Here is a 24,294-nt window from a genome sequence, read left to right on the forward strand (position 1 = left end):
TCAGCCGGCTGCGCCGGCAGCTCCCCCGCAACGCGGGGGAGCATCTTGCCCTACTCCACCGTCACCGACTTGGCGAGGTTGCGCGGCTGGTCGACGTCGGCGCCCTTCACCACGGCGACGTGATAGGCCAGCAACTGGATCGGGGCCGACATGACCAGGGTCGAGACCAGCGGGTCCGAGGCCGGTGCCGTGACCACCACCTTGGCGCCGGCCGGGGCGTGCTTCACGCCCTCGGTGTCGGTGACGAAGATCACCTGGCCGCCCCGCGCCATCACCTCGCTCATGTTGGAGGCCGACTTCTCGAACCAGCTGTCGTAAGGCGCCAGGATGACGATCGGGGTCTTGTCGTCGACCAGGGCGATCGGGCCGTGCTTCAGCTCGCCGGCGGCGTAGCCCTCGGCGTGGATGTAGCTGATTTCCTTCAGCTTCAGCGCGCCTTCCAGGGCCAGGGCCGACATGGGCCCGCGGCCCAGATAGAGCACGTCGCGCGCCTTGGCGACGTCCGCGGCGATGTCCTTGATGGCGTCTTCCAGACCGATGGCCTCGGCGATCAGGCGCGGGGCCTCCAGCAGGACCTTGACTAGGCGCTGCTCCTCGGCGTCGTCGATCTTGCCGCGCTGCTTGGCGGCGGCGACGGCCAGGGCGATCATCACGCTGACCTGGGCCGTGAAGGCCTTGGTCGAGGCCACGCCGATCTCGGGACCGCAGTGGATCGGCCACACGACGTCGACCTCGCGGGCCATGGTCGATTCCTGGGCGTTGACCACCACCGCGCTCTTCATGCCCTTGGATTTGCAGTAACGCAGAGCCGCCAGGGTGTCGGCGGTCTCGCCCGACTGCGACATGGCGATGACCAGGGCCCCAGGACGCAGCGCCGGCTGGCGATAGCGGAACTCCGAGGCGATCTCGACATCGACCGGCAGGTCGGCCAGCTGCTCGATCAGGTACTTGCCCACCACCCCGGCGATGAACGAGGTGCCACACGCCACGATCTGGATGCGCTCCAGCGCGGCGAAATCGATGTCGCCAGGCACGGCCGCCGTCGAGCTCAGGGCGTCGACATAGGCCGAGATCGTGCGCTGGCAGCCGTCCGGCTGGTCGTGGATCTCCTTCTCCATGAAGTGGCGATAATTGCCCTTCTCCAGCATCACCGCCGAGGCCGGCACCACCCGCACCGCGCGCTGGACGCGCGCGCCGGAGGCGTCATGGATCTCGTGACCCTGGTGGGTCAGGGCCACGTAGTCGCCCTCTTCCAGATAGATCACCCGGTTGGTGAACGGGCCGACGGCCAGGGCGTCGGAGCCCAGGAACATCTCGCCCTCGCCTTCGCCGACCACCAGCGGGCTGCCGCGGCGCGCGCCCAGGATCAGGTTGTCGTCGCCCTCGATCAGCACCGCCAGGGCGTAGGCGCCGGTCAGGCGGTCCAGCGTGGCCTTGAACGCGGTCAGCGGGGCGAGGCCCGTCGCCAGCTCGGCGTCGATCAGCTGAGCGATCACCTCGGTGTCGGTGTCGCTTTCGAACGTCCGGCCCGCCGCGAGCAGCTCGGCCTTCAGCTCGGCGAAGTTCTCGATGATGCCGTTGTGCACCAGGGTGACGCGACCGGCCGTGTGCGGGTGCGCGTTCTTGAGGTTGGGCGCGCCGTGCGTGGCCCAGCGGGTGTGGCCGATGCCGGTGGTCGCGACCAGCGGCTGCTCGGCGACCACCGCTTCCAGGGCCTTGATCTTGCCCTGGGCGCGACGGCGCTCGACCCTGCCCTGGCCCACCACGCCCGCGATGCCGGCGGAGTCATAGCCCCGATACTCCAGGCGCTTGAGACTTTCGATCAGACGCTCGGCGACGGGTTGCTTGCCGACGATGCCGATGATGCCGCACATAAGCGATGATCCCTTGTGGACCGCGCCGACGGATCAAGCCCGCCGACGCGCGAATTTCAGAAGCGGGCCTTTAGCACTGGCCCGCGGGCCCGCTCTCATAAATCTGCATTTCGGATCGTTTCGGATCCGCCGCCAGCCATTCCCTCCGGATTGGCTCGGAATTAAGACTATGGGCTGACAGTCGCCGCACCGGCGCCCTTTTTGGCCGTAAGGCCCTGGAAGAGACAACAAGACGACATGAGCAAGCGCGCCTATTTCGGCACCGACGGCATCCGGGGCCAGGCCAACAAGCATCCGATGACGGCCGAAGTGGCCCTGCGCGTCGGTCTGGCGGCCGGCAAGCTGTTCCGCTCGCAGGACGAGCGCCGCCACCTGGTGGTGATCGGCAAGGACACCCGCCTGTCGGGCTACATGATCGAGCCGGCCCTGGTCGCCGGCTTCACCAGCCTGGGCATGGACGTGCGCCTGTTCGGCCCGCTGCCGACCCCGGCGGTGGCCATGATGACCCGCTCGATGCGCGCGGATCTCGGCGTGATGATCAGCGCCTCGCATAACAGCTTCGCCGACAACGGCATCAAGTTCTTCGGTCCCGACGGCTACAAGCTGTCGGACGCCCAGGAACTGAAGATCGAGGCCCTGATGGACGAGGGCCTGCAGGAGGGCCTGGCCGCGCCGCGCGAGCTGGGCCGGGTCAAGCGCATCGACGACGCCCAGGCCCGCTATGTCGAGATCGTCAAGGCGACGTTCCCCCGCCACCTGTCGCTGAGCGGCCTGCGCATCGTCATCGATTGCGCCAATGGCGCCGCCTACAAGGTGGCTCCCACCGCCCTCTACGAGCTGGGCGCCGAGGTGATCTCGATCGGGGTCGATCCGGACGGGACCAACATCAACGAGGAGTGCGGTTCGACCCATCCCGAGGCCATGGCCAAGATGGTCCGCGAATATCGCGCCGACATCGGCATCGCCCTGGACGGCGACGCCGACCGCCTGGTGGTCTGCGACGAGAAGGGCGTGGTCGTCGACGGCGACCAGATCATGGCCATCATCGCCGGCGCCTTCGCCAAGGCGGGCGCGCTGAAGGGCGGCGGGGTCGTGGCCACGGTCATGTCGAACCTCGGCCTCGAGCGCTATCTGAACGGCCTGGGCCTGAACCTGGAACGCACCTCGGTCGGCGACCGCTATGTCATGCAGCGGATGCGCGAGGGCGGCTTCAACCTGGGCGGCGAGCAGTCGGGCCACCTGATCCTGTCGGACTTCTCGACGACGGGCGACGGTCTGATCGCCGCCTTGCAGGTTCTGGCCGTGCTGGTCGAGAGCGGCAAGCCGATGAGCGCCCTGGGCCGCCAGTTCGAGCCGGTGCCGCAGCTTCTGGAAAACGTCCGCTTCGCCGGCGGCAAGCCGCTGGAAGCCAAGGCCGTGAAGGAAGCCATCGCCGACGGCGAGGCCCAGCTGAACGGCGCCGGACGCATCGTGGTGCGGGCCTCGGGCACCGAGCCGCTGATCCGCATCATGGCCGAGGGCGACGACCCGGCCCTGGTGAGCAAGGTCGTGAAGTCGATCGTCAGCGCGGTTAAGGCGGCCTAATAGGGCAACTGGTCCGGCGGCGGGGCCGTGCCCGCCGGGGTCTCGGCGGCCGGTCCCGCCGGCGCCGGCGTGGCGCCCGGCAGCAGGTCGCCGATCGGATCGGGCGCGTCGATGGGCGGCGGCTCGATCACGCCGCCCGGGATCGGCGTGGCCTTCAGCCGAGGCAGGGCCGCGGACATGAACGTGCGCCAGATCTCCGCCGGAGCGCCGCCGCCGGTGACGCGCTTCATCGGCGTGGCGTCGTCCTTGCCGGTCCACACCGCCGTCACGAAGCCGCCGGTATAGCCGACGAACCAGGCGTCCTTATAATCGCTGGTGGTGCCGGTCTTACCGGCGATGTCGTAACCGGCGACCTTGGCGCGCGTGCCGGTGCCAGCGGCCACGACCTGGCGCATCATCTGGTTCATGTACTGCAGCGCCGGCGAGCCGATCACCGCCGAGCGGGCCTGCTTCTCGACGCCATGATCGTACAGCACCTTGCCGCTGGCGGTGCGGATGCGCTCGATGCCGTAGCCCTTGGCCAGGAAGCCGCCGTTCGAGAACGGGGCGTAGGCCTGGGCCATCTCCATCGGTGAAACCTCGACCGCGCCCAGCGCCATCGACGGATCCAGCTGGATCTTGCTGGTGATGCCCAGCCGCTTGGCGGTGTTGGCGACGTTGGCGGTGCCGACCTCGTTGGCCAGGCGCGCGGCGACCGTGTTGATCGACTGGGCCAGGGCGGTCTGCAAGGTGATCTGGCCCAGATACTTGCCGGTGTAGTTCTTGGGCTCCCAGTTGCCGATCTTCACGGGCTCGTCGACGACCATCACATTGGGCGTGCGGCCGGCTTCCATGGCGGTCAGGTAGACGAACGGCTTGAAGGCCGAACCCGCTTGGCGACGGGCCGTGGTGGCGCGGTCGAACTGGCTCTCGGCGTAGTCGGCGCCGCCGACATAGGCGCGGATGCGGCCCTCGCCGTCGATCGACACCAGCGCGGCTTGCTGGACGCCCTGGGCCGCGTGGCCGTCAACGCCCAGCTTTACCGCGCGCTCGGCGGCGACCTGGATCGGCAGGTCCAAGGTGGTCTCGACCACCAGGTCCTCGGTCGGCTCGCCGACCAGCGAGCGCACCTGGGCGTCGATATAGTCGGTGAAGTACTGGGCGCGCTGGTTGGCCAGGGTGGCCGAGACCTGCACCGGGGTCTTGAAGGCCTCGTCGCGCTCCTCCGGCGTGATCGCCTTGATGCGCACCATCTCGTCCAGGACGATGGTGGCGCGGCGGGCGGCGCGGTCCTTGGCGGCGACCGGAGAATAGCGGGCCGGGCCCTTCATCATGCCGGCCAGCAGGGCCGCCTCGCCCAGGGTCAGGTCCTTGGCCGGCTTGTTGAAATAGCGTTGCGAGGCCGCCTCGATGCCATAGGCCCCCGCCCCGAAATAGACCCGGTTCATGTAGAGGGCCAGGATCTGCTTCTTCGAGAACTTCATCTCCAGCCAGATGGCCAGGATCAGCTCCTGGGCCTTGCGGCGATAGTTCTGGGCCGGGCTCAGGAACAGGTTCCGCGCCAGCTGCTGGGTGATGGTCGAGCCGCCGCGCTGCGGGCCGTCATGGGTGGCGTTCCACGCCAGCGACCGCATGATGCCCCAGGGGTTGAAGCCGAAGTGGTGGTAGAACTGGCGGTCCTCGATCGCCACGAAAGCGGCCGGCACGTATTTGGGCAGGGCGTCGATGTCGACGGGCGGCGCGTACTGGCTGCCCCGCACGGCCAGCAGGGCGCCCGAACGGTCCAGATAGTTGATCGAGGGCTGGCGCTTGACGTCGTAGAGCTTGGACGTGTCGGGCAGGTCGCTGGCGAACACGGCGAAGAAGGCGACGCAGAAGATCAGCCCCCAAACGCCGACCACGGTCCCCCAATAGATCAGGGCCTGGAGCGGGGTGCGTTGCGGCTTCGCCGGCTTGTTCCCGCCGAAGGGTCCGTTCGCCATGGTCGTCCTGTTCCAAGAGGGCCCAAGAGGGCGCGCGCCCGCGCGCGCTCTCGCGCGTTCGGTTTAGCCGAACGCCACAGAACGCGCGATAAGATTGACGAGACGTGAACGAACCTTAAGGCGCGCTTGTGGCGATCCGCGCGCCGCGCCACGATGCGCGCCAGGATTGAGCCATCGGAAGACGGGGCGACCATGACGCCCTTGGCCCCGCCGTTGGAGGCTGCCAAAAGGACCGCCGTGTACGTTCCTCCCGATTCTCCCCAGCTCGACCACGCGCGCGACGTCCTGCGGCGGACGTTCGGCCATGCGGATTTCCGGGGGATGCAGGCCGGGGTCATCAACGAGATCCTGGCCGGCCACAGCGCCATGGCCGTGCTGCCCACCGGCGGCGGCAAGAGCCTGTGCTACCAGATCCCGTCGCTGATCCGGCCGGGCGTCGGCCTGGTGGTCTCGCCGCTGATCGCGCTGATGGCCGACCAGGTCCAGGGCCTGCGCCAGGCCGGCGTGGCGGCCGAGCGGCTGGACAGCAACATCTCGCTGGACGAGCGCTCGGACATCTGGCGACGCATCGACGCCGGCGAGGTCGACATGCTGTACCTGTCGCCCGAAGGCCTGATGCAGCCTTGGATGCTGGAGCGTCTGTCGCGCACGCCGCTGGCGCTGATCGCCGTCGACGAGGCCCACTGCGTCAGCCAATGGGGCCACGATTTCCGACCCGAATACCGGATGCTGGGGCGGCTGGCCGAGCTCTTCCCCGATGTCCCGCGCCTGGCCGTGACGGCCACGGCCGACGCCCGCACCCGCGACGATATCCGCGCCGAGCTCCGCTTGCAGGGCGCGGCCGAGTTCGTCGACAGCTTCGCGCGGCCCGAACTGGCCCTTTCCGCCGAGCGCAAGCGCGGCAAGGGCCACGACCGCGTGGTGGAACTGGTGCTGGAGCGGCCGGGACGGTCCGGCGTGATCTATGCCGGCTCGCGCGACGGAACCGAGAAGCTGGCCGAACGGCTCAACGCCGAGGGCGTGCCGGCCCTGGCCTATCACGCGGGTCTCGACAAGGCCGTCCGCGCCCGCCGGCTGGAGGACTTCCTGGAAGCAGACGCCGCGGTGATGGTGGCGACCATCGCGTTCGGCATGGGGGTCGACAAGCCCGACGTCCGCTACGTGATCCACGCCGATCCGCCCGCCGCCATCGAGGCCTATTGGCAGGAGGTCGGCCGGGCCGGCCGCGACGGCCAGCCCGCTGAGGGCATCACCCTCTACGGCTCGGCCGACATGGCCTGGGCGGGCCGCCGCATCGAGACGCGCGAGGCCCCCGACGAGGTCAAACAGGTCCAGGCGCGTAAGCTGCGCCAGTTCTATGCGATGCTGGAAGGGGTCACCTGTCGCGCCGCCGCGGTCCGTCGCTATTTCGGCGAGGAGGGCGTGGCCCGTTGCGGGCTCTGCGACGTCTGCGTCTCGCCGCCCGCGGCGGTCGACGCCACGGAGGCCGCCCAGAAGGCCCTGTCGGCGGCGCACCGCATGGGCGGCCGCTTCGGGCGCGGGCGGCTGATCGACCACCTGCTGGGCAAGACCAAGGACGTGACGCCCCAAGAGGCGCAGCTGCCGACCTTCGGCATCGGCCGCGAGCTCAGCCAGCCGGCCTGGCGCGACCTGTTCGACACCCTGATCTTCGAGGGCCTGCTGCGCGAGGATCCCAATGACGGCCGGCCGCTGATCGGCCTGGGCGACATCGAGGGCGTGCGGCAGGTCTATCGCGGCGAGCGACGGGTGGCCCTGCGCCAGATGACCGACGCGCCCGAGACCGGCCGGGCCGGCGGCGGCGTCCGCAAGCGCCGCGAGGGCAAGGCTCTGACCATCCCCGCCGAAAACCAGCTGCTGTTCGAGGCCCTGCGCTCGTGGCGCAAGGAGCAGGCCCAGCTGCAGCACGTGCCGCCCTATGTCATCTTCCATGACGCCACCCTGGCCGAGATCGCCGCCGCCCGGCCGGCGACCCTGGCGGCGCTCGGCAAGGCCGGCGGTGTCGGCCAGGGCAAGCTGGATCGCTATGGCGAGGCGGTTTTGAAGGTTGTGCGGGAGAACTAAACCGCGCCGTGGGTGTTGGTAGAGGATCAAGCCGAGGAGCCTCCCCATGACCGACGTCAACCGCTTCACCCCCTCCGACGCGACGGCCGCCGCCGACACCGTCAAGACCGCGGCCGCCGAGAAGACCAAGCAGGCCAAGGAGGCCGTCGCCAAGGCCATGAAATCGGCGCGCGAGACCGCGACCGAAGTGGCCCAACAGACCCGCAGCTTCGCCGCCGAGAAGGCCAAGGTCGGCGCGGCCTGGACCAACGAAAAGGCCAAGGTCGCCCACCACGCCGCCGAGGAGCATCCCGTGGGCATGGCCCTCGGCGCCTTCGCCATCGGCCTAGGCGTGGGTTTCCTGATCGCGCGGAATCTGGACTAACCCGTCAGCATGGCCGTCCTCTCCCTTCCGACAGGCTCTGGGCGAGGACGACTTCAGACGCCACGGACTAAAGGCTTAGCCGCTCCGCGTTGACGCCCGCCGCCCGCAAGGCGGCGAGGCGGGCGAAGGCGAGCGTAAGGGCCTTGCGCCGGGCTGGCGCCAGGGGCGCCAGTGGCGCCTCGCGAACCACCGCGCCGCCGAAGCCGTCGGCGACGATCAGCCCCGGCTCGTCCGGCAGGATTCCGTCCGGAAAGCTGGGCGCGACGGCGAAGTAGAAGGCGTCGCAATAGGGTGCGTATTCGCCCCACTTGCGATCGACCCGGAAGTCTTCCAGCCCTGACTTCACCTCGACGATCAGCACGTCGCCCTTGGGCCCGAGCGCCATCAGATCGGCCCTCCGGCCGTTCGGCAGGGTCACTTCGGCCAGCGGCGCATAGCCCAGATCGACCAGCAGCCGCGCCGCGCCCCGCGTGACGGTCAGGGTGGTCTCGGGGCGGGAAGCCTGGGCCTGTATGTCGATGATCACGTCCACGGCCGCGATCGTGTTCTATCTTTGTTCGGCGAGCAAGCCGGAAATAGAGTTAAATAACCGCCCGAGAGGCGAGCCTGTTTGACCACAACCAGTCAGCGACCTAGCTCCGTGAACGAGAGGCGGGGAACTGGCGTGGGCAAGCATTCGATGACGGCGGTGGCCCTTGCGCTCTCTCTCGGAGCGATCGTTTCCGGCATGGCCCAGGCGCAGCCGGCCGAACCGACGAACACGATCATCTACGGTGTTCCCAAGCCGGCGCCGCTCGTCGCCCAGTGGTCGAGCGGCAATGTGCTAGGCGGAGGGCTGATCAGCGGCCTGATGGCCCTCTCCGACGGTAAGGCGCTGGCCGAGAAGCATAACGTCGTCGATCCGGCCGCCGCGATGGCGCCGATTCTGGCCGCTCGATTGGCCGCCCGCGCCGGATATGCGCTGAGCGATAGCCAGATTGCGCCCACCCCCAAGACCAAGGACTCGGTAGCGCTGCTGGCCAGCAAGGGCCGCTACGCCGTCGGCGTCGGCACCGTCCAGCGTCGTGTTATCTGGTACCCAACGAACTGGACCCACTACAGCATCATCTATTGGGCCCGCTTCTACGTGCTAGACACCAGGGCTAGCCGGATCGTTGTGCAGGACCTGTGCAAATGGACCTCGCCACGCGAAGGAGCGCCGTCGCGCGACGAACTGATGGCTGACGACGCCAAGCGGCTGAAGGCGGCCTTCGCGGACGGCCAGGCCGCTTGTCTCGCCCGCTTCGAGGGTGTCGTCGACACAGTGGCTCTAGATCCGCCGCCAAGTGGACCTGCCTTCGCTTCGGCGCCGATGGCGTTGGCGACGCAGCCCCTCCCGACTGACGAGATCCTGGCTCCTCCGCCGCGTGTCGACATGGCCGCCATCGCCGCGACAGGAGCCACCGCGATGTCGCCGTCGAGCCCGTCGGCCGAAGCGCGCGAGGAGGTCGACGCCCGCGCTGCTGAGCCGCCGTTCCCACCTGTTGGGATCATAGAGGCCTCGCCATTGCGTCCGGCCGTCGTGCCGCCCTATGCGCCGCCCACCGCCCCGCCAATCATCGACAGTGGGCCGCCGTCGGCGCGCGTCGAGTACCGCGTCGCCGGTCGCGACGAGAACGGCTACCTGGTCTGGCCGGGCAAGCGCCCCTAGAGCGTGATAGCCGAAAGTGTGAGCGGTTTCGGCGGCTATCACGCTCTAAATGTTTGATTTAGCGCCTTATTTTTCCGCTCAAATGATTCAATTTGAAGCGGACAGGCCCTAAGGCGCCGGCTGTTTTGTCGGCCGCAGCATCCCGACGTCATAGCCCAGCGCCTTGGCGCGCGCCGTCAGCGCCGCGCGGTCCGCGTCGGTCGGGAGCTTGCGCGACAGCAGCCACAGATACCGGCCCGAGCCTTCGCCGACGATCGACCAGTCGTAGTCGTCGCCATGGTCCAGCACCCAGTAGTCGCCATAGAACGGGCCGAAGAAGCTGACCTTAAGCTTGGCGTTGGTCGCCGCGTCGACGACCTTGGCCTTGCCTTCGCTGGTCTTGATCGGTCCGTCGACCGCGCCCTGGCGGCAGGTGTTCAGCACGCGGATCAGGCCGTCCGGACGCTTGGAATATTCGGCGGTGACGCCCTCGCAGCCCTTCTCGAACCGCATGTCGTAGCGGGCGACCTCGTACCACTTGCCCAGATAGCGATCGAGCGTCACGGCCTTGGCCGGCTGGGGCGGACTGGGGTTGCCGACCGGCCCGGCGACACAGGCGCCAAGGCTAAAGGCGACGCCAACCATGGCGAGGACGAACTTCATGCGGCGGGCTCCGGAAACTCCAGCTTGTCATAGCCCAGGGCCTTGACCCGGGCCAGGGCGGCGGCCTTGGCGGCCGGCGGCATCACGGGCTGGCGCGACAGCAGCCACACATAGTGGCCGCCCGGCGTGGCCATCACCCCCCACGAGTGGTCCGGCGCGCAGTCCAGCACCCAGTATTCCTGCTTCTTCAACCCGCCCAGGAAGTCCATCGTGAAGCGCGTGTTGCGGCTGCCCTCGATGATCCGCCCCTTGGTGGTGAACACCTTCTCCGGACCCGACGGCGCGCCATGATGGCAGACCTGGCGGACCTTGAAGCGGGCTCCTTCGGCCACGAAGTCCGTGGTCGGCGCCTGGCAATCGCGCTGCCCGAAGTTCGGCGTGCGGGCGATCTCGTACCAGCGGCCGGAATAGAACTCCGGCGAAACCGCCCTGGCGGGTGGCGGCGCGCCGGCGAAGGCCCCGCCGGCCACGGCCGAAACCGACACAGAGAGAGCGAAGGACAGGCCAAGACGCATGGGCGAACCTCCAGGGCAGGTTCGCCCAAACGCGAGCGGGCCGCTGGCCGTTCCCTATTCGGCGGCGATGCCGACCGCGGAAACCGGGCGGTTCTTGAAATTGATCGCTTGCAGGTGGCGGATGCCCTCCTCGGCGATGTCGTCTCCCACCATCCGTTCGCCTTCGCCCTTCAGTTCCTCGAGGTCGACATACATGGCGTAGAACGCCTTGGTGCGGTCGGTGATGATGCCGGCGTTGAGCAGCGTCTTGACCAGCACCCGGAAGATGTTGGTCTGCTCCTTCATGTTTTCCCGACGCACGTCGTCGGTCATGATCTTTCCGTACTCCTCGACCACCTTGTCGGGATCCAGGCCGAACTCGGCGTAGAGGTCCAGCTGCTGGTGCGGCGAGACCAGGTTGAACAGCAGGGTCTGGAAACAGTGCGCCGCCCAGTCCTCGATGATCGCGTGCTCCTCGGGCGACAGCTTGGGCACCGTGCGGTCGGCCCAGATTTTCCCGAACTTGTGGTGGAAGGCCTCGTCGGTCATCACCAGCTGCAAGAGCTTCTTGCCGGTCGGGTCGTTGATCTTGTTGAAGAAGGTGGCGAAGGCGCCCATGGCCAGGCCTTCGACCAGCATCTGCATCCCGATGATCTTCTTGTAGACCTCGGGCGCGCCGATGATCTCGACGAGCAGGGCCTTGAGGGCCGGGCCGCACTCGACCGGCTTGCCCCAGCGGGCCTTGATATACTTGGCGAAGGCCGTGACGTGGCGGGCCTCTTCACGCGTCTGGTTGGCGGCGTATTCCTGCGCGCCCTGATCCTTCAGGACGTGGCAGAGGCTCGCCGACAGGTTCAGCGCGCCTTGCTCGCCATGCAGGATCGACGAGAAGTTCCGCAGCACCGACTGGTTGATGAAGCGGATACGCTGCTTGGGATCGGACAGGTGGTTGGAGACGTAGTCGGTCGACAGGGCGATGACCATGTCCTCGGGAACCAGGGCCTGGTTCTCCATGTCGAACGGTTCGTCGAAATCGATATAGGCCTTGTCCAGCGGATCCCAGAAGTGGTCGTGGGTCGCGGAAATGATCTTGTCGAACGCGGTCGAGCGGTTGTTGTAGCGATCCAGTTCGAGCATCGACTCGAAGTCGTCCGGCGCCACCGCGTCGTACATGGCGTCCTTGGTGATGTTCTTGTCCGTCATGGCGGCGCTCCCTATCGGCCGGTAGACATCATGAGATCGCCGGGCCGTCTTGCGCGGTCCGTCGGCGATCTGAACACTGTCAACTCAACCCTTGACGCGGGTCAAATTAAAAATGACGGAGGCGTCACCTTCGTCATGGGGCGCGTGGGGGTCATCCCGCGCGCGCCGATATCGCCGACGCTTCGCCCGGCCGAACCGTTGATCAGGAGGCGGAATGAAAATCTTCGTGCTGACGGGCGCCGGGGTGTCGGCCGAGAGCGGCCTGGGCACTTTTCGCGACAAGGACGGGGTATGGACCAAGTACGACCTCGAAACGGTCGCCACGCCGGAGGGCTTCGCGCGGAACCCGGTCTTGGTGCGGGACTTCTACAACGCTCGGCGCGCAAACCTGATGGACGCCGCGCCGAACGCCGCCCATTTCGCCCTCGCGCGGCTGGAGGCCGAACTGGCGGCGCGCGGCGACGAACTCTGGCTATGCACCCAGAACGTCGATGACCTGCACGAGAAGGCCGGTTCCCGCCGCGTCGTCCACATGCATGGCGAGCTGGCGGTGACGCGCTGCCACTATTGCCAGGCGACGTGTCCGGACAGGGGCGCGCTGACCGCCGAGGCTGTCTGCGGGGCTTGCGGACGCGCGGGCGGGGCCCGGCCCCATGTCGTCTGGTTCGGCGAAATGCCGCTCCATATGGACGAGATCGAGGACGCCCTGGCCGAGGCCGACCTTTTCGTCTCGATCGGCACCTCGGGCTCGGTCTACCCGGCCGCCGGCTTCGTGACCCAGGCTCGCGCGATGGGAATCGCGACATGCGAGATCAATCTGGAGCCCTCGGCCAACGCCTATGTCTTCGACGAGAAGCGCTATGGCCCGGCCAGCCGGATCGTGCCCGCCTGGGTCCAGGACGTACTCGGCGCGTGACCCCGCTCGTCTCCGGACGAGTGGAGCGAACCCGGATCACCCCTCGCGCATGGCGTCCTTGATTCGGCGGGCGATGTCGTCCGGCGGCAGGTTGTAGGGAATCACGGTGCGGAACCGCCCCTTGGGGTCGACGAGATAGATCGCCGTCGAGTGGTCCATGGTGTAGCCCGGCCCGTCGCCGACCTTGGCGTAATAGACCTTGTAGGCCTTGGCCGCGACGGCGACCTGCTCCTGGGTCCCGGTGAGGCCCAGGGTCGATTTCGGCACATAGGGCGCGGAGAGATAGGTCTTCATCTGCTGGACGGTGTCGCGGGCCGGATCGATCGAGATGAAGACGATCTGGAAGTCCTTGGCGCGCGGTCCCAGCTGGTCATTGGCCGCCGACAGGCCCTGCAGCGTGCCCGGGCAAACATCGGGACAGTAGGTGAAGCCGAAGAACACCGCGCTCCACTTGCCCTTCAGCGCCTTTTCCGTGGTCGGGACGCCGTTCTGATCGACAAGCTGGAACGGACCGCCCACGGCCGCGGCGGGTTCGGACCGGAACACGCCGGCGCGCATCGCCAGCCCCGCCACCACGCCGAACGCGGCCAGACAGATCAGGATCAGGACAAGACGGTGACGAGGCATGTGCGTTTTGGTCCCTTTGCGCCCGCCCGTTTTACGCTCGCCATGCGCGCGTTTCTGGACAATGGTGCGACATGGCCGACGTATCGTTCGCGAGAGCGCCCGACGATCCACGTCAGAAGGGGCTCGATAAGCCGGGAGACGAACCGGCGCAAGACGACGCCTGGTCCTGGACCGCTCCGGGGCTTCGTCGCGGTCGTTTGAGGGTTCGCACCCTGCTGGCCCAGCGCTGGGTCGCGGTCGTGGGCCAGACCATCATGCTCCTGATCAGCGGCCTGCTGTTGAAGCTTCAGATCCCGTGGGCGCTGTGCTTCACCCTGGTCGCCCTGTCGGCCTGGCTGAACGTATTGCTGGGCCTGGCCTCCAGCGGCCAGCGCCTGGCGCGGGAGGGCGAGGCGACCGCTCAGATCGCCTTCGACATCCTGCAGCTTTCCGGCCTGGTTTACCTGACCGGCGGGGCCGACAACCCGTTCGCCCTGCTGCTGATCGCGCCGGTCACCCTGGCCGCGGCGACGCTGCCGGCGCGCTACGCGATCGGCCTCGGCCTGCTCGCTATCGCCGCCTCGGTGCTGCTGGCCTTTTTTCACATGCCGCTGCCCACGTTGGAAGGTCGCCCCCTGCCCTTCGCGCCCAATCCGATGATGCTTTGGGTGATCGTCTCGGCGCGGGTGATCGGCATCGTGCTGACCGGCGCCTATGCCTGGCAGGCGGCCAGCGAATCGGCCCGGATGGAGCTGGCCCTGAACGTGACCGAGACCGTGTTGGCGCGCGAGCAGCGCCTGTCGGCCCTGGGCGCCTTGGCCGCCGCCGCCGCCCACGAGCTGGGCACTCCGCTCGCCACCATCTCGGTCGTGGCCCGCGAAATGGCCCGTAACGCCGCCAGCGAGGAAATCCGCGAGGACGCCGAACTGCTGATCGGCCAGGCCGCCCGCTGCCGCGAGATCCTGCAGCGCCTGACCGAGATGCCCGAGGCGACCGACGCGGTGCATGAGCGCATGAGCCTCGTGCAGTTGGTGCAGGACGTGATCGAGCCCCACCTGGTGCACGGCATCCGCGTGGAGGCCGTGGTCAATGGGCCGTCCGGCGAGACCGCCCCCGATGTCTGGCGGCGTCCGGAGATCATTCACGCCATGACCTCGATCGTCGAGAACGCCGTGGATTTCGCGCGCGGCGAGGTGCTGGTCATCGCCCGCTTCGATCCGCGCCACGTGGTCATCGAGGTGCGCGACGACGGTCCGGGCTTCTCGCCGGAGGTCCTGGCCAAGCTGGGCGAGCCCTATGTCACGACCCGACCCGGCGCGGAGGGCTCGCGCACCGGGCATATCGGCATGGGTCTGGGCTTCTTCATCGCCAAGACCTTGCTGGAGCGCACCGGCGCCGCGGTGGATTTTCGCAACGGTCGGCGCGGGGGCGCCGTGGTTTCCGCGCGCTGGCCCCGGCCAGCGCTCGAGGCCCCGGGTTATACTGGGGCTTGAGTTATCAGACGGATACGTGAAATTTAGAGTTCGTTATTTAGCCTGTTAAAGTATTGGCCCGGGGAGGGGCTGACTTCATGGCGGATATCGGTGAGTTGGTTTCGGCGCTGCCGGACAAGACGCTGTTGCTTCTGGACGATGACGGTCCCCTGCGGACCCGGCTGGGCCGCGCTCTGGAACAGCGCGGCTTCGAGGTGACGCTAGCCGCCTCCGTCGCCGAGGCCCTGACCATTCTGCGCGGCCAGGCTCCGGCTCACGCCGTGCTGGACATGCGCCTCGAGGACGGCTCGGGCCTGAAGGTCGTCGAGGCCGTGCGCGACGCGCGGCCCGACGCCAAGGTGATCATGCTGACCGGCTACGGGAACATCGCCACCGCCGTGGCGGCGGTGAAGGCCGGGGTGGTCGACTACCTTTCCAAGCCCGCCGACGCCGACGACGTGGCCCGCGCCCTGCTGGCCGCCAAGGACGCCGCCCCCGCGCCGCCGGAAAACCCGATGAGCGCCGACCGCGTCCGCTGGGAGCATATCCAGCGCGTCTACGAGATGTGCGGCCACAATGTCTCGGAAACCGCGCGCCGGCTGAACATGCACCGCCGCACCCTGCAACGGATCCTGGCCAAGCGCGCGCCGCGGTAGGTTCGGTCAAGGTCCTCCCCCGCGGCGCGGGGGAGGATCATTCGGGTCACATCGCCGAAATGCCGCCGTCGACCTTGATCTCGGCGCCGGTCATGAACTTGCTCTCGTCGCTGGCGAGATAGAGCACGGCGTTGGCGATGTCGTTCGGCTCGCCGATCCGGCCCATCGGCACTTGGCGCGCCAGCTTGGCGAAGGCCTCTTCCTTGCCGAACCGGGCCGAGAAGCCGTCCAGGATCGGGGTGTCGATGAAGGTCGGATGGATGGAGTTCGAGCGGATGTCGAGCTTCATCTTGGCGCAGTACAGCGCGATGTTCTTGCTCAGCAGCCAGACCGCCGCCTTGGAGGCGTTGTAGGCGGGCGAGTTGCCGTTGGCGATCAGGCCAGCGATCGAGGAGAGGTTGATGATCGAGCCGGGCTGATGGGCCCGCATGTGGGTCAGGGCGTGCTTGGCGCCCAGGAAGACCGAGTCGACATTGACCGACATCACCTTCTTCCAGAGGCCGAAGTCGAGGCTCTCGATCGGGCCGTCGCCGCCGATGCCGGCGTTGTTGACCAGCACCGACAGCCCGCCCATGTCGCTAGCGGCCTTTTCCAGCACTTCGATCCACTGGTCTTCCTGGGTCACGTCCAGCTGGTAGGCGAAGGCCGTGCCCGCGCCGTGAGCGGCGTTGATCTCGGCCGCCACCGCTTGCGCGCCGGCCAGGTTGAGGTCGGCCAGAGCGACCTTGGCGCCCTCCTTGGCCAGCATTCGTCCCGCCGCCGCGCCCAGGCCCTGGGCCCCGCCGGTGATGAAGGCCTTCTTGCCGGCGACCCGGCCCGTGCTCTGCGCCATGCGGCGTCCTCCCGGTTATAATTCAAACAGCAGTTTGAATTCTTCAGGCCGCGCTGTCCATGAACTTCGCGAGCCGGACGTCCAGTTCCGTCACCCCATCCGCGTCGTGCGTGGTCAGCAGCACCTCGACGCGGTTGTAGACGTTTGACCACTCCGGATGGTGGTCGAGCTTGTCGGCCATCAGGGCCACGCGGGTCATGAAGCCAAAGGCGGCGTTGAAATCCGCGAACCGGAACGTCTTGGCGATGGCGTCCGGGTGGTTGGACGCGATGCTCCAGCCGTCGAGCTGGGCGATCGCGGCCACGGCGCCGATCTTGGGACGGGACATGCTTCCTCCTGGGGCGTTTCAGCCCTCAGAACGACAATCCCGTCGCCCTGGCAAGATCGTCGAGCAACTGCCGCTCGCTCGACACCTTGATGGCGGTCATGCCGAGCGCCGCCGCCGGCTTGCAGTTGATGCCAAGGTCGTCGAGATAGACGCAGGCTTCCGGCGCGACGCCCAGAAGCTCGCACATCATCTGGTAGATGCGCGGGTCGGGCTTGCGGACCCCGGCCTTGGAGCTTTCGATCACCGCGTCGAACAGCGCCATGATCTCGCCGACCAGCAAGGCCTTCTCGGCGCTCTGGGCCATGCCGGGGCCATGCCCGGTCGGCACGTTGTTGGTGATGCAGCCGACCTTGAACCGCGCCTTGCAGGCCTTCAGCGCGTCCATCACCCGGGGCCTCAGGTCGCCGTGCAGCAGCGGCAGCACCTCGGCGCCGCGCACCGGGTGGCCCAGGCGAGAGGATTCTTCGAGGAACAGGCCGTCAAAGGCGCCGGCGTCGATCTCGGCCCGTTCGAAACGGGCCCAGGCGTTGGTGTCCGGATCGGTGGCGTTGACGCGTCGGATGAAATCCGTGGGCAGACCCCGCTCGGTCTCATAGCGCCGGAACGCCTCGAACGGCGAGGTCGTGAACACCCCGCCGAAATCCCAGATCACCGCCTCGATCGCCATGGCCGCCCCTCGAACGTTTGTTTGAGGCGACGCTACCCGGGCGACGGCGGCAGGGAAAGCGCCAAGTCCGCGAGATCTTGCGCCCTCGTTCGCGCGAGGGGTGAAAATCCGCTCGCGCGCCGCCCGGAAATGTTTTGTTAATAAACGACCGGAGTCGCCCATGTCCCTGTTCCGCCTGATCGTCGCCTTCGTCCTCGCCGCCAACCTGGCGGGCGCCGCGCCAGCCTTGGCCGGAGACCAGGGCCTGTACGGCGGTCCAGTGATCTCGCGTCCCGGTCTGCCGTTTGATCCGGAGCCGCTGCCGGCCAATACCCGACCGGGCGATTGCGTCATGCGCCGGGTCATCGGCCCGGACGGCGCCTATCGCTGGGACCGCGCCGCCTGCGACGATGGTCGGGACTACTCGGAACGGGGCTGGAGCGACCTGGATCAGTGGGACTACGGCCGCGCGCCCGTGACGGTGGAGGCGCGTGGGGCGCCGTCCGCCGCCTATGCCTGCGACCGCTGCGCCCCGGCGCCGGCCTATGCCTGCGCGCCGTGCAACGCGACCGTCCCCGCTGTCTATGACGACCGGCGGGTGGAGGACGCATCCTACTCTCGCGCTCAAGGCTACGCGAGCGCGGAAGGCTACGCGCAAGGCTATGCCTATGCGCGCGACGATTTCGGGGCGGAGGGCGACCGTTACGGTCCCTACGCCCGCTATGCCTACAATACCGTCTACACCGTCTCCGGCCGCGACGAGGCCGGCTACCTGGTGTGGCCCGGCAAGAGACCCTAACCCACTCGGGGTGGCGCCACCCTTGCGCCGGCTTCGCTCACGCGAGCCAAAATGGGAACGGGGGAAAATTCATCATGCGCTCACCGAGCAGACCATTCTTCAAGGCCTATGAACTCATGGCCATCATCGCCTTCTTCGTGGCGGCGGCGGCGATCGGCAGCATGGGCCTAGTCTACTAAAGCACGTCAGGGTTCGGCGCGGGTGGGACGCGTCGGAGGGAACAGGATCGGCGGCCTCGCGCGTTGTGAGGGATCGACCGGAGCCACGATCCTGACCGCTACCGACGTCTTTAGCCCCCGCAAGCCGCCGCGGAAGCCGTTCCGGGGTCTGTCGCGCCGCGCCGTGATCGGCATCGGCGCGGCCCTGGCCTTGGTCGGCGCGATCGTCGCCTTCCTGGTGCTTTTCGACTGGAACCTGCTGCGCGGCCCGATCGGCCGCTATGCTTCGGCGCGCCTGGGGCGCGAGGTGGCGATCACGGGCGATCTGCGCGTGCATCCCTGGTCGTTCTCGCCGCGCGTCGAGGCCAATGGCGTCCTGGTCGGCCAGCCGGCCTGGGCCAAGGCCCTGGACCCGGACACGGCGCCGATGGCCAGGATCGGGCGCGTGGCGCTGCGGATCAAGCTCCCGCCGCTTCTGCGCGGGCGAACCATCCTGCCCTATCTCGTCGTCGACCAGCCGGATGTGCGCCTGCTGCGCGCCAAGGACGGCCAAGCCAATTGGACCTTCGGCGCGACCAAACGCGGCCAGACGCCGGTGAAACTGCCGGCGATCCAGCGCTTCGTGATCAACGACGGGCGGCTGCGCGTCGACGACCGCCAGCGCCGCGTCCTGTTCGTCGGCTCGGTCAGCGCCCAGGAACGGACCGGCGAGCACGGCGGCCGCTTCGTTCTGGAAGGGCGCGGTCGGTTGAACGACGCCGTCTTCCTGGCCGAGGTGACGGGCGGGCCGCTGCTGAACATCACGCCCGACCATCCCTATCCGTTCGACGCCGATATTCGCGCGGGCTCGACCCGCGTCCTGGCCCAGGGCGCCATCACCAAACCGTTCGACCTTGGGCGGTTCGACGCGCGGCTGAGCCTGTCTGGCGCGGATCTCAATCGCCTGCACGATCTGACCGGTCTGACCCTGCCCAACACCCCGCCCTATCAGGTCTCCGGCCGCCTGACCCGAGCCGGAAACCGCTATGCGTTCGAGAAGCTGACCGGTCGCGTGGGCGACAGCGATATCGCCGGCGACCTTGTCGTGTTGACGGGCGGCGAACGACCCTATCTCGAGGCGACCCTGCGTTCGCGGCGCCTGGACTTCGACGACCTGGGCAGCCTGGTCGGCGCCGCGCCCGCCACCGGCCGCGGCGAGACGGCTTCGGCTGGGCAAAGGATCGAGGCCGCTCGGCGAGACGCGGCCCAGCGCCTTTTGCCCGACGCGACCCTGCAGGTCGACCGTGTCCGCGCCATGGACGCCAAGGTCAGCTATCGAGCCGAGACCGTGAACGCGCCCAACCTGCCGCTGCGCAAGGTCAGCCTGGAAGTGAACCTGAATAAGGGCGTGCTGACGCTCGATCCCATCGCCTTCACCTTCTCGCGCGGCGATTTGAAGGGAAGAGCGCGGCTGGACGCGCGCCGGGCCGTGCCCAGAACCGACCTCGACGTGCGTCTGACCAATGCGCGCCTCGAGGATTTCATCCCGATCATGAGCGATGGGCGGCCGGCGATCGAGGGCCCGGTCATGGCTCGCGTCCGGCTGTCGGGCGAGGGGAACAGCGTTCATCGCGCGGCGGCGGCGGCGGACGGTTCCATAACCCTCGTCGCGCCGCGCGGCCAGATCCGCCAGGCCTTCGCCGAGCTCCTGGGTGTCAACGCCTCCAAGGGCCTCATCCTGCTGCTGTCCAAGAGCGACAAGCAAACGCCGGTGCGTTGCGCCGTCGCCGATTTCGATGTTCGGAACGGGGTCATGACGGCCGACCACCTGGAGGCCGACACCGGGGTTGTCCTGGCGCGCGGACGGGGGACCCTGAACCTGGGAACCGAGACGATGGATCTGCGCATCGAGGGCGACAGCAAAAAGCCGCGTCTGGTGCGCCTGTTCGTTCCGATCACGATCCGGGGGCCGTTCATGGCCCCGAGGGTCGGATTGGAGCCTGGCAAGGCCGTCGGTCAAGGCGGCGTCGCCGCAGCCCTAGGCTCCCTGGTCAATCCTCTGGCCGCCCTGCTCCCGTTCGTCACGACCGGCGAAGCCAAGGACGCCGACTGCGCCGGCCTGGTCGACGACGCCCGCCGGCAAGGCGCCCCGGTGAAGGCGGCCAAAACGACGCCCTGATCGTGCCGAACGCAAGCAAATACTCCAGGGCTCCGGATTCGCGCGCCGCCCCGTCGCCTCCTCGACACCTTCAGCGGGCGTTCGGGTGAAGCGGCGAAGCCGAGCACGACATGCGCGTGCTGACGCGAATATCCGCCCGAAGCTCTGGCGGTCTATCTGGCGAACGCCGCCCAAACGCGACGCGAACTCAAGGCGTGGCGGCGCGAGATCCTGCTGACCCCGCGCGCCTGAGCATGCGCCCTACTCCGCGGCCGCCACGAACTCGGCCCGGACCGAGCCCATCGGCTTCAGATCGAGGTCCTGAAACAGGCGGCTGTCCTCGTCCATGTCGGGCAGCGGGGTTGTCAGCAGCTTGCCGCCGACGAAGATCGAATTGGCGCCGGCCATGAAGCACAGGGCCTGCAACTCGCGGCTCATGCCCTCGCGGCCGGCCGACAGGCGGACCATCGACTTGGGGCAGACGATGCGGGCCACCGCGATGGTGCGGACGAACTCGATCGCGTCGATCTGCTTCGAGCCATCGGCCAGGACCTTGTCGCCCAGCGGCGTGCCGCTGACCGGGACCAGGCCGTTGATCGGCAGGCTGTCGGGATGGGCCGGCAGGGTGGCCAGCTGATGCAGCAGGCCGGCCCGGTCGCGGCGCGTCTCGCCCATGCCGACGATGCCGCCGCAGCAGGTGCTCATGCCCGCGTCGCGGACGTGGGCCAAGGTGTCGAGCCGCTCCTGGTAGGTGCGGGTGGTGACCACGTCCCTGTAGTAATCGGGGCCGGTGTCGAGGTTATGGTTGTAGTAGTCGAGACCGGCCGCCTTCAGGGCCTTGGCCTGATCAGCCGTCAACATGCCGAGGGTGGCGCAGGTTTCCAGGCCCAGCGCCTTAACCTCGCCAATCATCTCGGTGAGCTTGGGCAGGTCGCGGTCCTTCAGCTCGCGCCAGGCCGCGCCCATGCAGAAGCGCTGGGCGCCGCCGTCGCGCGCGGCCCTGGCCTTGGCCACGACGTCCTCGGCGGCCATCAGCTTCTCGGCCTTCAGCCCGGTCTTGAAATGAGCGCTCTGGCTGCAATAGCCGCAGTTCTCCGCGCAGCCGCCGGTCTTGACCGACAGCAATTGCGACAGCTGGATCTCCGAGGGATCGAACGTGGCGCGATGGACGGTGGCGGCGCGGTAAACCAGTTCCATGAACGGCAGGTCGAACAGGGCCTCGACCTCGGGGAGGGTCCAATCGTGGCGGGGCGCGAGCCCGGAAGCGTTGATCTCACTCATGGCGCGCACGTTTGAACCGGAGCATCGCGCTTGGCAAGACGTCGCTTGGCCGTGTAGCGCTAGACGACCCGCCGGGTTTACGGGAGTTTGTCAGGCCATGGATCGCGAGATCGAGCTGAAATTCCTGATCCCGCCCGAGGCGGCGGGCGAGGCCTTGGCCCTGTTGAAGGGCGAAGGCGCGGTGCGCCAGTTGGACGCCACCTATTACGATACGCCCGGCCACGCGCTGCGCCGCGCCGGCTTTGGCCTGCGGGTGCGCGACGGCGAGGGCGGCCGGAAGCAGACCTTGAAATCGGCGTCGGCCGGCGGCGTGTTTTCGCGCGGTGAATGGGAAACGCCGATCAGCGGCCCCGCGCCCGATCGCGACGCCCTGGCCCTGACTCCGGCGGCCGGGATGCTGAACGGAGAGCCGCTGCATCCGGTCTTCACCACCCGCATCGAACGCACCGTTCGCCTGGTGCGGATCGGCGAAGCCGAGATCGAGGCCGCGCTCGACCGTGGCGAACTTCATGCCGGAAGCCTCAGGGCGGCGGTCTGCGAATTGGAACTTGAACTGAAGGCGGGCCAGCCGGCGGCGCTTTTCGACCTCGGACGCCAGCTGTCCCAGCGGGTGCCGCTGCGGCTTTCCCTCAGCAGCAAGGCCGAGCGCGGCTATGGTCTCGCCTTGGGGGACCGCGCCGCCCCGCCGCGCCGCCAATCGGCGGGCCTGACGCCACACGCCAGCGTCGGCGAGGCGCTGCAGGCGCTGGGACGGGTCGACCTCGCGCACCTCTGCGCGGCCCTGGAGGCGCTGAGGGACCATCCCGATCCCGAGGATCTGCACCAGGCGCGCGTGGCGGCCCGCCGACTGCGGGCGCTGCTGAAGATCTTCAAGCCCCTGGCCCAGGACGAAGCGGCCCAACGCCTGGACGCGGCCCTCGACTGGCTCGCGGCCGAGTTCGATACGGCCCGCGATCTTGACGTCTTCGCCGGCGAGGTCTGGGAGAGGGCGGCGTCCGGGGCGGCCTTCAGCGGGCGTGACGCGTTCGAACGCGCCCTTAAGGCCGCCCGCGCCAACGCCTATCTGAAGCTGGAGGCGGCGGTGGCCAGTCCGCGCGCGCGCGACGTTCTCCTGGAAACCGCCGCCTGGCTGGAAGCCGGCGCCTGGACCACCGATCCGGCGCTGAGGAAGGTCCGCGAAGGCCGCGCCGTCGCCTTCGCCGGGAAGGCGCTCGAGCACCGCCTGCGGCAGGTGGCGACCCGGGCCCAGGACTTCGAAGACCTGGACGCCCACGGCCGCCATCGACTGCGCCTGAAGGGCAAGATCCTGCGTTACGCGGCGGAGGACCTCTCGCCGCTGTTTCCCGCGCACCCCAAGCGCGCGCGGCGTTTCGTCGAGGCCGCTCGGGCGGTGCAGGACGCGCTGGGCGCGCTGAACGATCGCGCCGTTCGTCGCGACCTGATCCGGCAGGTCACTCCCGACGAAGCCCTGGCCCATGCGGCCGAACGGGTGACGCTGGGCGACGATGAGTCGGAGTTGCTGAGCGCCGCCCGCGCCGCCTTGAGCGACCTCGTTGGGGCCAAGCGGTTCTGGAGCTGACGCGATGGCGCGCGCCCTCCAAAGGTCCATCAACGGAATTGAGCGATGGAGGCCCGAGCGCTCGGAGCTCCAACTCGCCGCATGAACGCGACCGTCAACAGCATCGACCAGATCGTCACTCTGAGAATCGAATTGCTGGACACCGATCCCCTGATCTGGCGGCAGGTCGAGGTCCCGACGTCGATCACGCTGAAGGTTCTGCACGATGTCGTCCAGGCCGCCATGGGCTGGTGGGACCAGCACCTGTGGGTGTTTCGCCAGGACGAACGAACCTATGGCCCAGCGATCTTAAAAGAAGACGGATGCGCGACGCCGATTCTGAAGGCCGAGACGGTGCGTTTGCGCGACATCGTTGATCCCGGAGAGACCGTCCTCGACTATATTTATGACTTCGGCGACAGCTGGGAGCACCGGCTTACGTTCACCGAGGTCCGCCAGGGCGACCCGAATGTCGAGTACCCTCGCTACGTCGCGGGAAAGCGGGCGGCTCCGCCGGAGGATTGTGGAGGCATTCCGGGCTTCTATGGCGGGCTCGAGGTCCTGGCCGATCGCGAACACCCGGACCATGCCGACGTCGCGGACTGGTTTGGCGATTATGATCCGGAGTCCATGGATGAATTCATCATCGAGATCGCTCTGGCTCGCATCGCCCGTCGCCGGAACGCCGCCAAGGCGACCGCGGCGCGAAAGGCAAGGTCTTGATTTGGCGGCTAAGCATCCGCTCGGCGCGGATCTCGGGACGTAAGGCGGCGAGATCTCCATTCGTCATCCGGCCGCGGCCCAAGCGCGGAGCGGCCCTCGTTGTGAGGTTCCGCGGGGGCGCCCGTAGCGATGTGGCGCCTGCGCACGCCGCTGTCATGGGTCCAGGCCAGAATGGCGTTGGAGGCGGCTGATGTGAGGGCACGTCACGGGCCGAATGGTTGTGCGACTTTAGATTGTATTTTGGCGCACAAAAAAGCCCACCATTTGGTGGGCGATCGATATGGCTCG

General features: G+C 68.1%; 22 protein-coding genes. 11 read left to right on the plus strand and 11 right to left on the minus strand.

The window, feature by feature from the left end:
* Nucleotides 1-50 precede the first annotated feature (50 nt).
* Complete coding sequence (gene glmS / locus OR37_RS19670; RefSeq protein ID WP_004624420.1) at nt 51-1,874, minus strand: glutamine--fructose-6-phosphate transaminase (isomerizing); 1,824 nt, start codon at nt 1,872-1,874, stop codon at nt 51-53.
* 237 nt (nt 1,875-2,111) lie between these two features.
* Here glmS and glmM point away from each other — a divergent pair, with 237 nt between their 5' ends.
* Nucleotides 2,112-3,458 (plus strand): phosphoglucosamine mutase, encoded by a 1,347-nt coding sequence (gene glmM, locus OR37_RS19675; protein ID WP_004624423.1) that lies wholly within the window; start codon nt 2,112-2,114, stop codon nt 3,456-3,458.
* On the opposite strand, the gene OR37_RS19680 is transcribed toward glmM, so the two are convergent.
* Nucleotides 3,455-5,419 carry a transglycosylase domain-containing protein gene (locus tag OR37_RS19680; RefSeq protein ID WP_004624424.1) on the minus strand — a complete coding sequence of 655 codons (1,965 nt, stop codon included), beginning with the start codon at nt 5,417-5,419 and terminating at the stop codon, nt 3,455-3,457. The two genes, glmM and OR37_RS19680, sit on opposite strands and share 4 nt — an antisense overlap.
* Before the next feature lie 237 nt (nt 5,420-5,656).
* Between OR37_RS19680 and recQ the strand changes: the two genes are divergently transcribed.
* Complete coding sequence (gene recQ, locus OR37_RS19685; protein ID WP_004624426.1) at nt 5,657-7,501, plus strand: DNA helicase RecQ; 1,845 nt, start codon at nt 5,657-5,659, stop codon at nt 7,499-7,501.
* 46 nt (nt 7,502-7,547) lie between these two features.
* Nucleotides 7,548-7,865, plus strand: a complete 318-nt coding sequence (locus OR37_RS19690) for a hypothetical protein (RefSeq protein WP_004624428.1) — start codon at nt 7,548-7,550, stop codon at nt 7,863-7,865.
* A gap of 67 nt (nt 7,866-7,932) precedes the next feature.
* Here OR37_RS19690 and mmcB read toward each other — a convergent pair whose 3' ends face one another.
* Nucleotides 7,933-8,391: a DNA repair putative endonuclease MmcB gene (gene mmcB, locus OR37_RS19695; RefSeq protein WP_419144136.1), complete on the minus strand. Its 459-nt coding sequence runs from the start codon at nt 8,389-8,391 to the stop codon at nt 7,933-7,935.
* Nucleotides 8,392-8,529: 138 nt separating this feature from the next.
* Between mmcB and OR37_RS19700 the strand changes: the two genes are divergently transcribed.
* On the plus strand, nt 8,530-9,555 hold the full coding sequence (locus OR37_RS19700) for a hypothetical protein (protein ID WP_004624431.1): 1,026 nt from the start codon (nt 8,530-8,532) through the stop codon (nt 9,553-9,555).
* Nucleotides 9,556-9,663: 108 nt separating this feature from the next.
* Here the strand turns inward: OR37_RS19700 and OR37_RS19705 are convergent, their stop codons facing one another.
* Genes OR37_RS19705 through OR37_RS19715 form a run of 3 tightly spaced genes read right to left on the minus strand, consistent with a single transcriptional unit; the run spans nt 9,664 to nt 11,894 of the window.
* A complete protein-coding gene (locus OR37_RS19705; protein ID WP_004624434.1) occupies nt 9,664-10,197 on the minus strand; it encodes a lipocalin family protein in 534 nt (177 codons plus the stop codon).
* The gene (locus OR37_RS19710; protein ID WP_004624435.1) at nt 10,194-10,712 is read right to left on the minus strand and encodes a lipocalin family protein; all 519 of its coding nucleotides are present in this window, start codon (nt 10,710-10,712) and stop codon (nt 10,194-10,196) included. Before OR37_RS19710 ends, OR37_RS19705 begins: the two co-directional genes overlap by 4 nt.
* Before the next feature lie 54 nt (nt 10,713-10,766).
* On the minus strand, nt 10,767-11,894 hold the full coding sequence (locus OR37_RS19715; protein WP_004624437.1) for a ferritin-like domain-containing protein: 1,128 nt from the start codon (nt 11,892-11,894) through the stop codon (nt 10,767-10,769).
* 214 nt (nt 11,895-12,108) lie between these two features.
* Here OR37_RS19715 and OR37_RS19720 point away from each other — a divergent pair, with 214 nt between their 5' ends.
* On the plus strand, nt 12,109-12,810 hold the full coding sequence (locus OR37_RS19720) for an NAD-dependent deacylase (RefSeq protein ID WP_004624439.1): 702 nt from the start codon (nt 12,109-12,111) through the stop codon (nt 12,808-12,810).
* A 36-nt stretch (nt 12,811-12,846) separates the two neighbouring features.
* On the opposite strand, the gene OR37_RS19725 is transcribed toward OR37_RS19720, so the two are convergent.
* A complete protein-coding gene (locus tag OR37_RS19725; protein ID WP_004624441.1) occupies nt 12,847-13,437 on the minus strand; it encodes an SCO family protein in 591 nt (196 codons plus the stop codon).
* A 71-nt stretch (nt 13,438-13,508) separates the two neighbouring features.
* Between OR37_RS19725 and OR37_RS19730 the strand changes: the two genes are divergently transcribed.
* Both OR37_RS19730 and spdR read left to right on the plus strand, forming a co-directional pair.
* Complete coding sequence (locus OR37_RS19730; RefSeq protein WP_004624443.1) at nt 13,509-14,909, plus strand: ActS/PrrB/RegB family redox-sensitive histidine kinase; 1,401 nt, start codon at nt 13,509-13,511, stop codon at nt 14,907-14,909.
* A 77-nt stretch (nt 14,910-14,986) separates the two neighbouring features.
* A complete protein-coding gene (spdR, locus tag OR37_RS19735; protein ID WP_004624445.1) occupies nt 14,987-15,544 on the plus strand; it encodes a stationary phase response regulator transcription factor SpdR in 558 nt (185 codons plus the stop codon).
* A 46-nt stretch (nt 15,545-15,590) separates the two neighbouring features.
* Here the strand turns inward: spdR and OR37_RS19740 are convergent, their stop codons facing one another.
* Genes OR37_RS19740 through OR37_RS19750 form a run of 3 tightly spaced genes read right to left on the minus strand, consistent with a single transcriptional unit; the run spans nt 15,591 to nt 17,371 of the window.
* Nucleotides 15,591-16,376, minus strand: a complete 786-nt coding sequence (locus tag OR37_RS19740) for an SDR family oxidoreductase (protein ID WP_004624446.1) — start codon at nt 16,374-16,376, stop codon at nt 15,591-15,593.
* Between the two features lie 43 nt (nt 16,377-16,419).
* A complete protein-coding gene (locus tag OR37_RS19745; RefSeq protein ID WP_004624448.1) occupies nt 16,420-16,704 on the minus strand; it encodes a 4a-hydroxytetrahydrobiopterin dehydratase in 285 nt (94 codons plus the stop codon).
* A gap of 25 nt (nt 16,705-16,729) precedes the next feature.
* Nucleotides 16,730-17,371: an HAD-IA family hydrolase gene (locus OR37_RS19750; RefSeq protein ID WP_004624450.1), complete on the minus strand. Its 642-nt coding sequence runs from the start codon at nt 17,369-17,371 to the stop codon at nt 16,730-16,732.
* 160 nt (nt 17,372-17,531) lie between these two features.
* Here OR37_RS19750 and OR37_RS21370 point away from each other — a divergent pair, with 160 nt between their 5' ends.
* Both OR37_RS21370 and OR37_RS19765 read left to right on the plus strand, forming a co-directional pair.
* Complete coding sequence (locus OR37_RS21370; RefSeq protein WP_004624452.1) at nt 17,532-18,149, plus strand: hypothetical protein; 618 nt, start codon at nt 17,532-17,534, stop codon at nt 18,147-18,149.
* Nucleotides 18,150-18,491: 342 nt separating this feature from the next.
* Nucleotides 18,492-20,465, plus strand: coding sequence for an AsmA family protein (locus OR37_RS19765; RefSeq protein WP_235046608.1), 1,974 nt, complete (start codon nt 18,492-18,494; stop codon nt 20,463-20,465).
* 240 nt (nt 20,466-20,705) lie between these two features.
* Here the strand turns inward: OR37_RS19765 and bioB are convergent, their stop codons facing one another.
* On the minus strand, nt 20,706-21,725 hold the full coding sequence (gene bioB / locus OR37_RS19770; protein ID WP_004624459.1) for a biotin synthase BioB: 1,020 nt from the start codon (nt 21,723-21,725) through the stop codon (nt 20,706-20,708).
* A gap of 97 nt (nt 21,726-21,822) precedes the next feature.
* On the opposite strand from bioB, the gene OR37_RS19775 reads away from it, so the two are divergent.
* Together OR37_RS19775 and OR37_RS19780 are read left to right on the plus strand one after the other, a co-directional pair.
* Nucleotides 21,823-23,304: a CYTH and CHAD domain-containing protein gene (locus tag OR37_RS19775; protein ID WP_004624461.1), complete on the plus strand. Its 1,482-nt coding sequence runs from the start codon at nt 21,823-21,825 to the stop codon at nt 23,302-23,304.
* Nucleotides 23,305-23,385: 81 nt separating this feature from the next.
* Entirely contained in the window at nt 23,386-24,006 is a 621-nt protein-coding gene (locus OR37_RS19780; RefSeq protein WP_004624463.1) for a plasmid pRiA4b ORF-3 family protein, read from the plus strand.
* Nucleotides 24,007-24,294 lie beyond the last annotated feature (288 nt).

Origin of the sequence: Caulobacter vibrioides OR37, assembly GCF_000372645.1 — a bacterium.
In the GTDB taxonomy this organism is placed as follows: domain Bacteria; phylum Pseudomonadota; class Alphaproteobacteria; order Caulobacterales; family Caulobacteraceae; genus Caulobacter; species Caulobacter vibrioides_E.

Excerpts from the sequence above, each read along its gene's own strand:
- glmS (WP_004624420.1), bottom strand. The coding sequence starts at position 1,874 with ATGTGCGGCATCATCGGCATCGTCGGCAAGCAACCCGTCGCCGAGCGT.
- glmM (WP_004624423.1), top strand. The coding sequence starts at position 2,112 with ATGAGCAAGCGCGCCTATTTCGGCACCGACGGCATCCGGGGCCAGGCC.
- OR37_RS19680 (WP_004624424.1), bottom strand. The coding sequence starts at position 5,419 with ATGGCGAACGGACCCTTCGGCGGGAACAAGCCGGCGAAGCCGCAACGC.
- OR37_RS19690 (WP_004624428.1), top strand. The coding sequence starts at position 7,548 with ATGACCGACGTCAACCGCTTCACCCCCTCCGACGCGACGGCCGCCGCC.
- OR37_RS19705 (WP_004624434.1), bottom strand. The coding sequence starts at position 10,197 with ATGAAGTTCGTCCTCGCCATGGTTGGCGTCGCCTTTAGCCTTGGCGCC.
- OR37_RS19710 (WP_004624435.1), bottom strand. The coding sequence starts at position 10,712 with ATGCGTCTTGGCCTGTCCTTCGCTCTCTCTGTGTCGGTTTCGGCCGTG.
- OR37_RS19715 (WP_004624437.1), bottom strand. The coding sequence starts at position 11,894 with ATGACGGACAAGAACATCACCAAGGACGCCATGTACGACGCGGTGGCG.
- OR37_RS19720 (WP_004624439.1), top strand. The coding sequence starts at position 12,109 with ATGAAAATCTTCGTGCTGACGGGCGCCGGGGTGTCGGCCGAGAGCGGC.
- OR37_RS19725 (WP_004624441.1), bottom strand. The coding sequence starts at position 13,437 with ATGCCTCGTCACCGTCTTGTCCTGATCCTGATCTGTCTGGCCGCGTTC.
- OR37_RS19730 (WP_004624443.1), top strand. The coding sequence starts at position 13,509 with ATGGCCGACGTATCGTTCGCGAGAGCGCCCGACGATCCACGTCAGAAG.
- spdR (WP_004624445.1), top strand. The coding sequence starts at position 14,987 with ATGGCGGATATCGGTGAGTTGGTTTCGGCGCTGCCGGACAAGACGCTG.
- OR37_RS19740 (WP_004624446.1), bottom strand. The coding sequence starts at position 16,376 with ATGGCGCAGAGCACGGGCCGGGTCGCCGGCAAGAAGGCCTTCATCACC.
- OR37_RS19745 (WP_004624448.1), bottom strand. The coding sequence starts at position 16,704 with ATGTCCCGTCCCAAGATCGGCGCCGTGGCCGCGATCGCCCAGCTCGAC.
- OR37_RS19750 (WP_004624450.1), bottom strand. The coding sequence starts at position 17,371 with ATGGCGATCGAGGCGGTGATCTGGGATTTCGGCGGGGTGTTCACGACC.
- OR37_RS21370 (WP_004624452.1), top strand. The coding sequence starts at position 17,532 with ATGTCCCTGTTCCGCCTGATCGTCGCCTTCGTCCTCGCCGCCAACCTG.
- bioB (WP_004624459.1), bottom strand. The coding sequence starts at position 21,725 with ATGAGTGAGATCAACGCTTCCGGGCTCGCGCCCCGCCACGATTGGACC.
- OR37_RS19775 (WP_004624461.1), top strand. The coding sequence starts at position 21,823 with ATGGATCGCGAGATCGAGCTGAAATTCCTGATCCCGCCCGAGGCGGCG.
- OR37_RS19780 (WP_004624463.1), top strand. The coding sequence starts at position 23,386 with ATGAACGCGACCGTCAACAGCATCGACCAGATCGTCACTCTGAGAATC.